This window comes from Ornithinimicrobium faecis (genome assembly GCF_023923225.1).
In the GTDB taxonomy this organism is placed as follows: domain Bacteria; phylum Actinomycetota; class Actinomycetes; order Actinomycetales; family Dermatophilaceae; genus Ornithinicoccus; species Ornithinicoccus faecis.
The window spans coordinates 2,510,145-2,523,683 of the sequence record NZ_CP099489.1 but is presented as its reverse complement, the minus strand read 5'-3'; the positions used below and the strand labels follow the sequence as shown (position 1 = coordinate 2,523,683).

General features: G+C 69.4%; 13 protein-coding genes and 1 tRNA gene. 12 read left to right on the top strand and 2 right to left on the bottom strand.

All coding sequences use genetic code 11. The annotated features are described in order from the left end of the window. Positions 1–26: 26 nt before the first annotated feature. From NF556_RS11740 to NF556_RS11695, 10 genes are all read left to right on the top strand, one after another. Positions 27–617 (top strand): Trp biosynthesis-associated membrane protein, encoded by a 591-nt coding sequence (locus NF556_RS11740; RefSeq protein ID WP_252591118.1) that lies wholly within the window; start codon positions 27–29, stop codon positions 615–617. Positions 618–754: 137 nt separating this feature from the next. Beyond that, positions 755–964: an HGxxPAAW family protein gene (locus NF556_RS11735; protein ID WP_252591117.1), complete on the top strand. Its 210-nt coding sequence runs from the start codon at positions 755–757 to the stop codon at positions 962–964. A 79-nt stretch (positions 965–1,043) separates the two neighbouring features. After that, the gene (gene trpC / locus NF556_RS11730; protein WP_252591116.1) at positions 1,044–1,859 is read left to right on the top strand and encodes an indole-3-glycerol phosphate synthase TrpC; all 816 of its coding nucleotides are present in this window, start codon (positions 1,044–1,046) and stop codon (positions 1,857–1,859) included. Then, positions 1,856–3,205 carry a tryptophan synthase subunit beta gene (gene trpB / locus NF556_RS11725; protein WP_252591115.1) on the top strand — a complete coding sequence of 450 codons (1,350 nt, stop codon included), beginning with the start codon at positions 1,856–1,858 and terminating at the stop codon, positions 3,203–3,205. Before trpC ends, trpB begins: the two co-directional genes overlap by 4 nt. After that, positions 3,202–3,999 (top strand): tryptophan synthase subunit alpha, encoded by a 798-nt coding sequence (gene trpA, locus NF556_RS11720; RefSeq protein WP_252591114.1) that lies wholly within the window; start codon positions 3,202–3,204, stop codon positions 3,997–3,999. Before trpB ends, trpA begins: the two co-directional genes overlap by 4 nt. Positions 4,000–4,021: 22 nt before the next feature. Then, a complete protein-coding gene (locus tag NF556_RS11715; protein ID WP_252591113.1) occupies positions 4,022–4,549 on the top strand; it encodes a MauE/DoxX family redox-associated membrane protein in 528 nt (175 codons plus the stop codon). Beyond that, positions 4,549–5,301, top strand: coding sequence for a DsbA family protein (locus tag NF556_RS11710; protein ID WP_252591112.1), 753 nt, complete (start codon positions 4,549–4,551; stop codon positions 5,299–5,301). Before NF556_RS11715 ends, NF556_RS11710 begins: the two co-directional genes overlap by 1 nt. A gap of 85 nt (positions 5,302–5,386) precedes the next feature. After that, a complete protein-coding gene (gene pyk / locus NF556_RS11705; RefSeq protein WP_252591111.1) occupies positions 5,387–6,841 on the top strand; it encodes a pyruvate kinase in 1,455 nt (484 codons plus the stop codon). Positions 6,842–6,873: 32 nt separating this feature from the next. Beyond that, positions 6,874–6,959: transfer RNA gene (locus NF556_RS11700), tRNA-Leu, on the top strand. Between the two features lie 145 nt (positions 6,960–7,104). Continuing rightward, positions 7,105–7,782, top strand: a complete 678-nt coding sequence (locus NF556_RS11695; protein WP_425607005.1) for an ANTAR domain-containing response regulator — start codon at positions 7,105–7,107, stop codon at positions 7,780–7,782. A 52-nt stretch (positions 7,783–7,834) separates the two neighbouring features. Here NF556_RS11695 and NF556_RS11690 read toward each other — a convergent pair whose 3' ends face one another. Both NF556_RS11690 and NF556_RS11685 read right to left on the bottom strand, forming a co-directional pair. After that, on the bottom strand, positions 7,835–8,686 hold the full coding sequence (locus NF556_RS11690; protein WP_252591110.1) for a DUF554 domain-containing protein: 852 nt from the start codon (positions 8,684–8,686) through the stop codon (positions 7,835–7,837). A gap of 144 nt (positions 8,687–8,830) precedes the next feature. Next, positions 8,831–9,238 (bottom strand): PaaI family thioesterase, encoded by a 408-nt coding sequence (locus NF556_RS11685; RefSeq protein ID WP_252591109.1) that lies wholly within the window; start codon positions 9,236–9,238, stop codon positions 8,831–8,833. 19 nt (positions 9,239–9,257) lie between these two features. On the opposite strand from NF556_RS11685, the gene polA reads away from it, so the two are divergent. Then, entirely contained in the window at positions 9,258–11,930 is a 2,673-nt protein-coding gene (gene polA / locus NF556_RS11680) for a DNA polymerase I (RefSeq protein ID WP_252591108.1), read from the top strand. 198 nt (positions 11,931–12,128) lie between these two features. Next, positions 12,129–13,508 carry an ABC transporter substrate-binding protein gene (locus NF556_RS11675; RefSeq protein ID WP_252591107.1) on the top strand — a complete coding sequence of 460 codons (1,380 nt, stop codon included), beginning with the start codon at positions 12,129–12,131 and terminating at the stop codon, positions 13,506–13,508. Positions 13,509–13,539 lie beyond the last annotated feature (31 nt).

Genomic DNA, 13,539 nt, shown 5'->3' with positions numbered 1-13,539 from the left:
CGACCTGACGGCACCGGGGCCCAGCGATGAAGCGCTGGTGGCTCTGGGCCGGGCTCGGCGTCATGCTCCTGCTCATCGCTGCACAGCAGATCTGGGCGAGGGGCACCTGGCAGGACCCGGTGCTCGGCACCACCGTGGTGGAAGCCACCGGCTCCGAGGTGGCAGGCACCCTCACTGCTGGTGCGCTGCTGGCTGGCGCTGCCCTGTTGGCGGGCCTGGTGGGCTCGCGGCCGGTGCGCCTGGCGGCGGCGGTCTGCCTGGCCGGTGGTGCGCTGCTGGCTGGCCTGCCGGCTGTGCTCACCCTCGGTGATCCCGGTGAGCCACTGGGTCAGATCGCGCGCCAGCGTCCCGGTGCCGCGTCCCTGAGCGTCCACATCGATGACCCCACGACCACGCTCTGGCCGTGGCTCGCTCTGGGGGCCGCGGTGCTGGTCCTCCTGGGTGCTGTGCTGTGCGTGCTGCGGTGGTTCGACACGGGTGCCTCGAGGTCACCCGGTGGTGGTGCTGCCGCGACGGGCACGACGCCTCCCGGGGTGAGCAGCACCCGCCGCCGTGAGCGGCCGCGGGACCCGTGGGATGACCTGACCCACGGTCAGGACCCCACCGTCGATGACTGATCCGCGACGAGCGACAGCTGACACCGGGCGCGGGACTCGCCGGGCTGTCCCCGGTCCGGCGTGGCCTTGGCCGAAGCGTCCCTGCTCAACTGGCACAATGGACCCGAAGCAGCCCACCCCGACACAGGAGTTTGACCATGGACGATGAGCACGGACACGGAAACAGCGTGGCGGCCTGGACCGGCGTGCTGCTTCTCCTGCTCGCCACCTTGCTCATCTCGCTCGGTGTCATGTTTGCCTTGAGCTGGGCCACCTGGAGCGGCGTGGCAGTGGCCGTGATCGGCATCGGCGCCTGGTGGGGCCTCAACGCTGCGGGCTACAACGAGGAGCACTGGGAGAACCGCTGACCCCGGCGCACCTCCGGTGGTGACGGACGCCACCCTCCCCGACGACAGAAGCCCTGCTCAGCACGGATACGCTGGCCAGGTGAGCACCGTCCTCGATCAGATCATCCGCGGCGTCCGTGAGGACCTGTCTGCACGGCGCAGCGCCCTGCCACTGGAGCAGCTCCGCGATCTGGTGGCAACCAAGCCCGCGGGCCTGGATGCCCTGGCCGCGCTCAGCGCTCCCGGCGGAGTGCACCTGATCGCCGAGGTGAAGCGGGCCAGCCCCTCCAAGGGCGCCCTGGCCGACATCCCGGACCCGGCCGTCCTGGCGGCGGAGTATGCCGCGGGTGGAGCGAGCGTCATCAGTGTCCTGACCGAGCAGCGCAGGTTTGGCGGCAGCCTGGCGGACCTGGACGCGGTGCGCGCCGCAGTCACGATCCCGGTGCTGCGCAAGGACTTCGTCGTCGAGCCCTATCAGGTCTGGGAGGCCCGGGCGCACGGCGCCGACCTGGTGCTGCTGATGGCCTCGGCACTGCAGCAGGGCGAGCTCACCGAGCTGCTCGGGCTCGTCGAGGAGTTGGGGATGCACGCGTTGCTCGAGGCCCACGACGAGGACGAGCTGACCCGGTGCCTGGATGCCGGAGGTCGCATCGTCGGCATCAACGCCCGCAACCTCAAGACGCTGGAGGTGGACCCGAGCACCGTGTCCCGGCTGCTCCCGAGCGTGCCCGCGGGCGTGGTCGGCGTTGCTGAGTCAGGGGTGACCGGCCCGGACAGCGTCCGCGACTATGTCGGCGCCGGCGCCCGCGCGGTGCTGGTCGGTGAGGCCCTGGTGACGGGCGCCGACCCGCGGTCCGCGGCACGGGAACTCCTGGCCGCCGGTGGACGTCGAGTGGATGTGGAGGAGAGCTCATGACACAGCAGGACACAGAGCAGAACGCGGGGCAGGACACAGGGCAGAACGCGGGGCAAGACACAGGGCAGCAACACGCTGAGCACCCCGGACGCTTTGGTGATTTTGGCGGTCGCTTCGTCCCCGAGGCGCTCATCGCGGCCCTGGACGAGTTGGACGCCGCCCGCACCAGCGCCATGACCGACCCGGAGTTCACCGCCGAGCTCGCGCGACTGCACCGCGACTACACCGGGCGGCCCACGCCACTGACCGAGGTGCCACGCTTTGCCGCGCACGCCGGCGGCGCCCGCATCTTCCTCAAGCGGGAGGACCTGACGCACACCGGGTCCCACAAGATCAACAACGTGCTGGGCCAGGCGCTGCTGACCGTGCGGATGGGCAAGAAACGGGTGATCGCGGAGACCGGCGCCGGTCAACACGGCGTTGCCACCGCGACGGCGGCCGCCCTGATGGGCCTGGAATGCACCGTCTATATGGGCGAGAAAGACACCCGCCGCCAGGCGCTCAACGTGGCCCGGATGCGGCTGCTCGGTGCGGAGGTGATCCCGGTCCGCCATGGGAGCTCCACGCTCAAGGACGCCATCAACGAGGCCCTGCGCGACTGGGTGACCAACGTCGAGGACACCCACTACCTGCTGGGCACAGTGACCGGGCCGCACCCGTTCCCCACCATGGTCCGGGACTTCCACCGCATCATCGGCGACGAGGCGCACGACCAGTTGCAGGCCGTGACCGGCGGCCTGCCGGACATCGTCTGCGCGTGCGTCGGCGGCGGCTCCAACGCGATGGGTATTTTCCAACGGTTCCGCGACGAGCCGTCGGTGCGACTCGTGGGATTCGAGGCCGGGGGCGAGGGCGTCGACACCGGGAAGCACGCGGCACGGTTCAGTAGCGGTGAGCCGGGCGTGCTGCACGGCGCCGCGACCTATGTGCTGCAGGACGAGGACGGCCAGACCCTGGAGTCCCACTCCGTCTCCGCCGGCCTGGACTATCCCTCCGTCGGGCCCGAGCACTCGCACCTGCGCGACACGGGTCGGGCGGAGTATCACCCGATCAACGACGACGAGGCGATGGACGCCTTCGCGCTGCTGTGCCGGACGGAGGGCATCCTCCCGGCCATCGAGTCGGCGCACGCCCTGGCCGGCGCCCTGCAACTGGGTCGCGACGCCGGGCCGGACACCGTCATCCTGGTCAACCTGTCCGGTCGCGGAGACAAGGACGTCGAGACCGCTGCGCAGTGGTTTGGTCTGACTGGTGAGGACGCCGTGCAGGCGGAGGCACCGGGCGATGACGCCGATGGCCCGACGCCCGACCAAGCGCACGCACCGAGCGAGGGGATCGAGTCGTGACCGCACTGGACACCGTGTTCAGCACCTGCCGCGAGGAGGAGCGCGCCGCGCTCGTCACCTACCTCCCGGCCGGCTTCCCGGACGTGGCCGCCTCACGGGAGGCGATGGTCGCCCTGGTCGAGTCCGGAGCGGACATCGTCGAGGTCGGGGTGCCCTACACCGACCCGCTCATGGACGGCCCCGTCATCCAGGACGCTGCCGACCGCGCACTGGCCCAGGGCTTCCGCGTGCGGGACCTGCTCGGCAACGTCGAGGCCATCTCCTCCGCCGGGGGCGTGGCCGTCGTGATGAGCTACTGGAACCCGATCCTGCGCTATGGCCCCGAGGCCTTCGCGCGGGACCTGGCCGCCGCGGGCGGTTCGGGGCTGATCACCCCGGACCTGATCCCGGACGAGGCCGCCGACTGGCGCGCCGCCGCGCAGACCCATGGCCTCGCCCCGATCTTCCTGGTTGCCCCGAGCTCCACCGACGAGCGGCTGGCCCTGACCACCGCGGCGTGCCGCGGGTTCGTCTATGCCGCCTCCACGATGGGAGTCACCGGGACCCGGACCAGTGTGGGCAGCGGTGCCGCAGAGCTGGTCTCGCGCACCCGCGCGGTGACCGACCTGCCGATCAGCGTCGGGTTGGGCGTGTCCACCCGTGAGCAGGCCGCCGAGGTCGCCTCCTTTGCCGACGGTGTCATCGTCGGGTCCGCCCTCGTGCGGGCACTGGGGGAGGGCGCCGCCTCCGGAGCTGGCCTGGCCCCGTTGCGTGCCCTGACCGCGGAGCTGGCCGAGGGAGTCCGCCGGCGATGAACCGCGTGGCCCGGTGACGGTCATGACCAGCAGGGCGCGGTGGGCCGACCTGGTGGGCCTGCTCGCGCGCCAGGCTCTCGGTGGGGTGCTGCTCGCAGCCGGTGCCCTCAAGATCGGCGATCCGACCGGGTCGATCCAGTCCGTGGTGGCCTATCGGCTCTTCGACTATCAGATCGCCGAGATGATCGCCCTCATGCTGCCGGTCGTGGAGATCGCTCTGGGCCTGCTGCTGATCCTGGGGCTGTTCACCCGCTGGAGCGCCCTGGCTGGTGGCGGGTTGATGCTGGTGTTCATCGCCGGCATCATCTCCGCCTGGGCTCGCGGACTGTCCATCGACTGCGGGTGTTTCGGCACCGGCGGACCCGTCGATCCCTCCGACACGGCCTACCTCTCCGAGATCCTGCGGGACACAGCACTGTTCGCCGCCGGGGCGTGGCTGGTGGCCCGGCCTCGCTCCCTGCTGGCTCTTGACTCGCTGCTCTTCCGCCGCCCGTCCGCCGAGCCCGTGCCTCGGCATACCTCCACCTCTCTGTCGAAAGGCGCCCCCTGATGGCCCGTCCGCCCGCCCATGTCCCCCCGCCGCCAAAGAGCGGCCCACCCGTCGCACTGATCGCGGCCGTGGTGGCGATCGCCGTTGCCATCGCCGCGGTCGTGGCCTATGTGGTGATGCGTCCGGACCCGGTGGACACCGCCACCGAGGATGGCGCTGCTGTCACCGGGGTCGGGAGCTCGGCCAACGCCCTGCCCAACGCCGGAGGGATCGTGGTGGGCGACGCTGGCGATGACGCCCCGGCCGTGCACATCTATCAGGACTATCAGTGCCCCTGGTGCGGCCTGCTGGAGCAGGTGTCCGGGCCGGCCTTCACCGAGGCGGCGCTGGCTGGCGACATCCAGCTGACCTACACCCTGATGTCCTTCCTGGACGGCAACCTGGGCACCGACCACTCCGGGCGGGCCGCCAACGCCGCCATGTGTGCCGACGACCAGGGGGCCTTCGTGGACTTCAACGCTGCGGTCTTTGCCGGACAGCCCGACGAGGAGGGCGACGGGTGGACCGACGAGCAGCTGATCGGCTTCGCGGAGGACTCCGGCGTGGAGGACATCGAGGCCTTCACCGGGTGCCTGGAGGCCGGGACGCACGACGACTACGTCACCGACATGCAGACCCGGTCCAGTCAGGACGGGATCTCCGGGAGCCCTCGCGTGTTCATCGACGGCACCGAGGTGAACGACGACCAGCTGGGCATCCTGCTCGAGGACCCCAACTCCTTCCCGGGCCTGCTGGACGAGCTGGCCAACTGAGCTCCGCCAGCGACTGATTCAGCCCACCGCTGAGCCGAGCCGGGTCCGCGCGCCGGACCCTCGGCATACACATAGGCTGGGGAGCATGCGCCGAGCCAAGATTGTCTGCACGCTGGGACCCGCCACCGAGAGCTACGAGGAGATCCGCGCGCTCGTCGGCGCCGGGATGGACGTGGCCCGGATGAACATGTCCCACGGCAACCACGAGGACCACGACCGCCGTTATCACCTGGTGCGCCAGGCGGGCGATGAGATGGAGCACGCCGTGGCCGTGCTCGCCGACCTGCAGGGGCCCAAGATCCGCACCGGCACCTTCGCCAACGGGCCGGTGGAGCTGGTCCCGGGGGAGACCTTCACCATCACCGTGCGCGAGGTCCCCGGTGACAAGGACGTGGTCGGCACCACCTATGAGGGTCTGGCCGGCGACGTGCAGGTGGGCGACGACCTGCTCATCGACGACGGCAAGATCCAGCTCAAGGTCACCGAGGTCACTGACACCGACGTGGTCACCACGGTCGTGATCGGCGGGCAGGTCTCCGACCACAAGGGCATCAACCTGCCCGGCACGGCCGTCTCTGTCCCGGCCATGAGCGAGAAGGACGAGGAGGACCTGCGCTGGGCCCTGCGCACCCGCGTGGATGTCATTGCCCTCTCCTTCGTCCGCAGCGGCAAGGACGTCGAGGACGTGCACCGGATCATGGACGAGGAGGGCCTGCGCCTGCCGGTCATCGCCAAGATCGAGAAGCCGCAGGCGGTCGAGAACCTCACGGACATCATCGCCGCGTTCGACGGCATCATGGTGGCCCGCGGTGACCTGGGTGTCGAGCTCCCGCTCGAGGAGGTCCCCCTGGTGCAGAAGCGGGCCATCGAGATCGCCCGCCGCAACGCCAAGCCGGTGATCGTGGCCACCCAGGTGCTGGAGTCGATGATCACCAACCCGCGCCCGACGCGCGCCGAGGCCAGCGACTGCGCCAACGCCGTCCTGGACGGTGCCGACGCCATCATGCTCTCCGGCGAGACCAGCGTCGGGGCCTGGCCGATCAAGGCCGTCGAGACGATGGCGACGATCATCGAGAACACCGAGGAGCACGGCATGGAGCGGATCCGTCCGCTCGGCACCAAGCCGCGCACCACCGGCGGCGCCGTCACCAAGGCCGCTGCCGAGATCGCCGAGCTGCTCGACATCCGCTTCATGGTGACCTTCACCCAGACCGGCGACTCCGCCCGGCGGATGGCCAGACTGCGCAGCACCACGCCGGTGCTGGCCTTCACGCCGGTGCCAGCCACGCGTTCTCAGCTCTGCCTGACCTGGGGCGTCGAGACGTTCCTGAGCCCCACGGTCGAGCACACCGACGAGATGGTGATGCAGGTCGACGAGTTGCTGCTCGACCAGAACCGCTGCTCCGAGGGCGAGATGATCGTGATTGTGGCCGGCTCCCCGCCGGGCACACCGGGGTCGACCAACGCGCTGCGGTTGCACCGCGTCGGTGACGCCGTGCACGGTCGCGCGCCGGCATACCAACGGTTGCTCAACCGCTAGCCGATTGGCCGGTATGCTGTGCCGGTCACCTTGCCGGGGTGGTGGAATGGCAGACACGGAGCACTCAAAATGCTCTGCTCGAAAGGGCGTGCGGGTTCGAGTCCCGCCCTCGGCACCACGATGTTCGTGCGCTGGACCCACGGCGCTCGGGCACCTGACCCACGGGCGCTTGGGCGCTCACGTGAGATAACTCTCGTCAGGTTCAGCGCCCTGCACGGTCTGTTCTCAGCCAACTCCCAAGGTCCACCGGCTATTCTTCCTGGGTGACCACGTCAGAGCGCCCTGTCCCGCGCCCGCCGAAGCAGTCGGATCCGGACTCGACCTCACCTGCTGAGCAGGATGAGACCACCGAGCCGGCCGCAGCGAGCGCCGTCCGCATCCTGGTGGCCGAGGACGAGGCGCTGATCCGCCTCGACCTGGCCGAGATGCTGGAGGAGGCGGGTTATGACGTGGTCGGGCAGGCCGCCGACGGTGAGCAGGCCGTCGATCAGGCACGTGAGTTGAAGCCCGACCTGGTCGTCATGGACGTCAAGATGCCCCGCATGGACGGCATCAGCGCTGCCGAGGTGCTGGGCAAGGAAGGCATCGCCCCCGTCGTCATGCTGACGGCCTTCAGCGACCGCCAGCTCGTGGAGCGCGCCCGCGACGCCGGCGTGATGGCCTATGTCGTCAAGCCGTTCACCGCCAACGACGTGCTCCCGGCGATCGACATCGCACGGTCGCGCTGGCAGGAGCGTCAGGCACTCGAGTCCGAGGTCGCCGACCTGGCCGAGCGGTTCGAGACCCGCAAGCGCCTCGACCGGGCCAAGGGTCTGCTGCAGCAGCAGCTCAAGCTCTCCGAGGCCGAGTCCTTCCGGTGGATCCAGAAGGCCGCGATGGACCGTCGCCTGTCGATGCGCGAGGTGGCCGACGCGGTCATCTCCGGCATGCCGACCAAGTAGGCCTCAGTCGTCAGTCGTCAGTCGTCAGCGGTCAGTCGTCAGTTGTCAGGCGTCAGGTGAAGGTGCCGACCAGGTAGACCAGCACTGGAGCCACCGCGAGGGCGGGCAGCAGGTCGCCCACCGGGATGTCACGGATGCGCAGGAGTCGCAGCGCGATCCCGATCAGCAGCAGCCCGCCGACCACCGTGAGCGCTGCGATGTGGGCGTCTGGCACCAGCGAGCCCAGCAGCACGCCAACGAGGGTCAGGGCACCCTGCACCACCACGACGGAGACGGCCGAGAAGGCGACGCCCAGCCCGAAGGACGAGGCAAAGGCCAGCGAGGCAAAGCCGTCGAGGACGGACTTCAGCGCCAGCTCATCGATGCCCCTCCCGAGGCCGTCGTTGAGCGAGCCCAGGATCGTCAGTGGCCCCACGCAGAACAGCAGCGACGCGGTGAGCCAGCCCTCGATGAACCGCTCCCGCGCCGACACGTGGGCAGGCGTGCCGTCAGCATCGTCCGCACCGGGCTCGGTCGGGTCAGCGGTCTCGGTCGAGTCAGCGGTCTCGGTCGAGTCGAGGGCGGCCACGGCCGGGGTGCGTCGGGCGACTGCAGCCTGGATGACTCCGGCGAGGGACTCCACCCGGGCCTCGATGCGCAGCAGGGAGCCGATGATCCCGCCGATCAGCAGGGCCCCCAGGACAATCATCACGGGGGCGCCCGGGCCGACATACTCCACCAGGGCTGGGGAGGAGATCTCCAGCAGGGAGACCACGGCCATCAGCACGACCACCAGGCCGAGGCAGTCGGTGACCACCGATCTGGTGTGCTCGGACAGACGGTGGCCGAACAGCATGCCGAGCACCGACCCGACCAGGATGGTCACGACGTTGAGGGCGGTGCCGGCGCCGGGAAAGAGGTCCACGGGGGGAGCGTATGCCGACACGCCCCTTCTCCGGTGCGCCGGGTTGGCTGGGGGCTGGGTGGGCGACCTTCTCAGGTGGTTGGCGGCCCAGCGTGGGTGGCCGGTGAGTGTTGGGCGTTGTGAGCTCGTGACACCTAGGGCGGATCAGCTGCCCGGGGGTCGGTCGCGCAGTTGACAGGTGAGGCGGGCCGAGGCACAGCGCTTGCCGGAGTCGTCGGTGATCACAATCTCGTAGGCGGCGACTGACCGACCCAGGCTCAGGGGCGTGGCGACTCCGGTGACGTGGCCCTCGCGCACGCCGCGGTGGTGGGTGATGTTGAGGTCGACGCCGACGGCGATGCGGCCCTCGCCCGCATGGTGGGCCGAGCCGACGGATCCCAGGGTCTCGGCGAGGACGGCGGAGGCGCCACCGTGCAGGAGACCGTAGGGCTGGATGTTGCCGGCCACCGGCATCCGACCCACGACACGGTCCGCGCTGGCCTCGGTGATCTCGATCTCCATGCGATCCAGCAGCGTGGCGATGCGCTGGTCGGGACGTTGAGTGTCAGTCATGGCACCTAGAGTGTCATGCGTGAGTCGACTGCTGCTGTTGGATGGACATTCGCTGGCCTACCGGGCCTTCTTCGCGCTTCCGGTGGAGAACTTCTCCACGAGCACCGGGCAGAGCACTAATGGTGTCTTCGGGTTCACCTCGATGCTCATCAATGTGATGCGCGACGAGGCCCCGACCCACGTCGCGGTCGCGTTCGACGTCTCCCGGCAGACCTTCCGCAGCGAGGAGTATGCCGAGTACAAGGCCGGCCGTTCGGCCACCCCGTCGGAGTTCAAGGGGCAGATCCCGATCATTCGGGAGGTCCTGGACGCGCTGGCGATCCAGCACCTGGAGGTCGACGGCTTCGAGGCCGATGACATCCTCGCCACGCTCACCACGCGGGCGCGGGACGAGGGCATGGAGGTGCTGATCTGCTCGGGAGACCGGGACACCTATCAGTTGGTCGGTGACAAGGTGACCGTGCTCTATCCGCGCAAGGGCGTCTCGGACCTGGTCCGGATGACCCCCGCCGCGGTGCAGGAAAAGTATGGCGTCGGGCCGGAGCGCTACTCCGACCTCGCGGCCCTGGTGGGCGAGGCCTCGGACAACCTGCCGGGCGTGCCGGGGGTCGGCCCCAAGACGGCCGCCAAGTGGATCAACCAATACGACGACCTCACCGGCATCGTCACCAACGCCGACCAGATCAAGGGCAAGGCGGGGGAGTCGCTGCGCGAGCACCTGGACGGCGTCCTGCGCAACCGACGCCTCAACCAGCTCGTCGGAGACCTCGAGCTGCCGCTGGCCCTGCCCGACCTGGAGCGTCGGGTGTGGGACCGCGAGCAAATCCACACCGTCTTTGACCGCCTGGAGTTCCGAGTGCTGCGGGACCGGCTCTTCGACTACCTCGACCCGGTGGAGGACGAGGCAGACGAGGGCATCGAGGTGGAGGGCGGCCGCCTCGCGGTTGCCGAGGTGCCCGCGTGGCTGGCCGAGCACGCTGCGGCGGGCACGCGCACCGGGCTGCACGTCAGCGGCAGTTGGGCCCGGGGGACCGGTGACGCAACCAGCCTGACCCTGGCGACGCCCGGTGCGGCCGGGCACATCACGCTCAGCGATCTCGATGAGGCCGCGGAGACCGCGCTGGCCGCCTGGCTGGCTGACCCGGGCGTGCCCAAGGTGCTGCACGACGCCAAGGGGCCGTTGCACGCGCTGGAGGCCCGCGGGCTGCCCCTGGCCGGGCTGGTCAGCGACACCGCCCTGGCCGCCTACCTCGTGCGCCCTGACCAGCGGTCCTATGACCTGGCCGACCTGGTGCTGCGCTATCTGAAGCGGGAGCTGCGCGCCGAGGAGTCAGCCCCCGACCAGGGTCTGCTGGATCTTGACCTGGGCGAGGGCGACGCCGCTGTCCAGTCCGCGCTCGTGCACGCCCAAGCCGTCCTGGACCTCGCCGAGGCGCTGGACACCGAGATCGCCGAGGTGCAGGGCGCCGAGTTGCTGCGCGACATCGAGCTGCCGCTCGTCGGCGTCCTGGGCCGGATGGAACACGTCGGCATCGCGGTCGACCTGGACGCGATGGAGCGCCTCGAGGGTGAGTTCGGTGACGCCATGCTGGCGGCACAGCAGGACGCCTGGGACGCCATCGAGGACGACTCGGTCAACCTCGGCTCACCCAAGCAGTTGCAGACGGTGCTCTTCGAAAAGCTCGACCTGCCCAAGACGCGGCGCACCAAGACGGGCTACACCACCGACGCCGACGCCCTGGCCGGGCTCTATGCCCAGACCGAGCACCCGTTCCTGGAGGCGCTGCTGCGCCACCGTGACAAGACCCGCCTGCGGGTGACCGCTGAGGGCCTGATCAAGTCGGTCGCCGACGACGGGCGCATCCACACGACCTATCAGCAGACGATAGCTGCCACCGGGCGACTCAGCTCCACCGACCCCAACCTGCAGAACATCCCGATCCGCACCGAGGAGGGCCGGCGCATCCGCGAGGCCTTCGTCGTCGGCTCGGGCTACGACGAGTTGCTGTCGGCTGACTACAGCCAGATCGAGATGCGGATCATGGCGCACCTCTCGCGGGACGAGGGGCTCATCGAGGCCTTCCGGACGGGGGAGGACCTGCACCGCTTCGTCGGCTCACGGGTCTTCGACGTCGAGCCGGCCGGGGTCACGTCCGAGATGCGGTCCAAGGTCAAGGCGATGAGCTATGGCCTGGCCTACGGTTTGTCGGCCTTCGGCCTGTCCAAGCAGTTGGGCATCTCACGTGACGAGGCCAGCGGCCTGATGGAGGAATACTTCGCCCGGTTCGGCGGGGTGCGCGACTATCTGCGCGACGTGGTGGCCGAGGCCCGCGGCACCGGGTTCACGGAGACGATGCTGGGGCGGCGTCGTTATCTGCCCGACCTCACCTCCGACAACCGACAGCGTCGGGAGATGGCTGAGCGGATGGCGCTCAACGCGCCCATCCAGGGGTCGGCCGCCGACATCATCAAGGTCGCCATGCTCAGGGTCGAGGAGGCGCTGCGCACCGAGGGCCTGAGCTCGCGGATCCTGCTGCAGGTGCACGACGAGTTGGTCCTGGAGGTCCCGACGGCCGAGAAGGCAGCCGTCGAGGAGTTGGTCCGGCGCGAGATGGGGGCGGCCGTCGAGCTGGACGTCCCGCTGGACGTGAGCCTGGGGTGGGGTCGCACCTGGCACGACGCCGCGCACTGAGCACGGCTGGCCACTGATCGGCGCTCTCCTGGGCGCCTCGGCGGGCTCAACGTCACTGCTGGGTAACGATTTGGGACCGTTCCCGCAACGAGTGGCTCGTGTCCCTTGTGTGGGCCCGAACTGCCATTTACCTTGCACATACGTGAGGTGCCCCACCCCCGGACGCATCGCGATACATCACGACGAGCAAGGAGCAACATGAGTCCATCTACCCTGCGCAAGCGGACGTCCGTGACCGCCCGCGGAATTGCAGTGTTGGCAGCCTCTTCCCTCATCCTGGCTGCGTGTGGCGGCGACGACGAAGGTGACGACGGCACCAGCGAGTCGACGGAGGAGGACGCGGCTGCCGGCGACGACGCCGAGGCCAGCGACGACACGAGCGAGTCCACTGAGGAGGCCGGGGGCGCCGGCGGCGCACCGGAGGACCCGGGTGCTCCCGAGGCCGGCGAGCGCGACCTGACGCTGAAGGTCGGCACCGTGCTGCCGCAGACCGGCGCGCTGGCCTTCCTGGGCCCGCCCGAGGAGGCTGGAGCACTCAAAGCAGCCAAGGACATCAACGACGCCGATGCAGGCATCACCATCGAGCTGACCCTGGGCGACTCCGGTGACCCTGACAACCGCGCCTACGCCACCACCGTCCCGCAGTTGCTCAACGCGGACAACAAGGTGATCATCGGTGCCGCCTCATCGGGCGTCTCCAAGTTGTTCATCGACGAGGTCGTGGCTGCGGAGACGCTGATGATCTCCCCGGCCAACACCGCCCCGGAGTTCAGCGACTGGCCGGACAACAACCTCTACTGGCGCACGGCCCCCTCGGACCTGCTCCAGGGTGAGGTGCTGGGCAACCTGATTGCCTCCGACGGTGTGGTCAACCTCGGCATCCTCTTCCTGAACGACGCCTACGGCACCGGCCTGGAGGCCCAGCTCACCGAGACCTTCGAGGCCGCCAACGGCACAGTGGTGGCTTCCGAGTCGTACAACGCCGGTGACACCACCTTCGACGCGCAGATCAGCTCGATCATGGCGCAGAGCCCTGACGCCATCGCGCTGATCACCTTCGAGGAGATCAAGACCATCATTCCGGCCCTGGAGTCCGGTGGCGTCGACATGAGCAACCTGTACTTCGTCGATGGCAACATCGCGGACTACAGCGAGGACTTCGACGCGGGCATGCTCGAGGGCTCCAAGGGCACCCAGCCCGGGCCGGCCCTGGACGACAGCTTCCTGGAGGGCCTGAACGCGGGCTGGCAGGAGCACGCCGGTGAGGAGCTTTCCGACCTCAACTACGCCGGTGAGACCTACGACGCGATCGTCCTGGCGGCGCTGTCCGCCCTGGCGGCCGACTCGGTCGAGGGCCCGGACATGGCCACCTGGATGGCTCAGGTGTCTGGTGGCTCCGGCGGTGGCGAGAAGTTCGACAACTTCGCCGACGCTGCTGCCGCCATCACCGCGGGTGAGATCGTCGACTATGACGGCCCCTCCGGACCGATCACCTTCGATGCCAACGGTGACCCGACCGAGGCCACCATCGGCATCTTCGAGTATGACGGTGAGAACAAGCTGGTCCGCCAGAACTGATCAGCTGATCTGAACGACCAACACAGAGGCC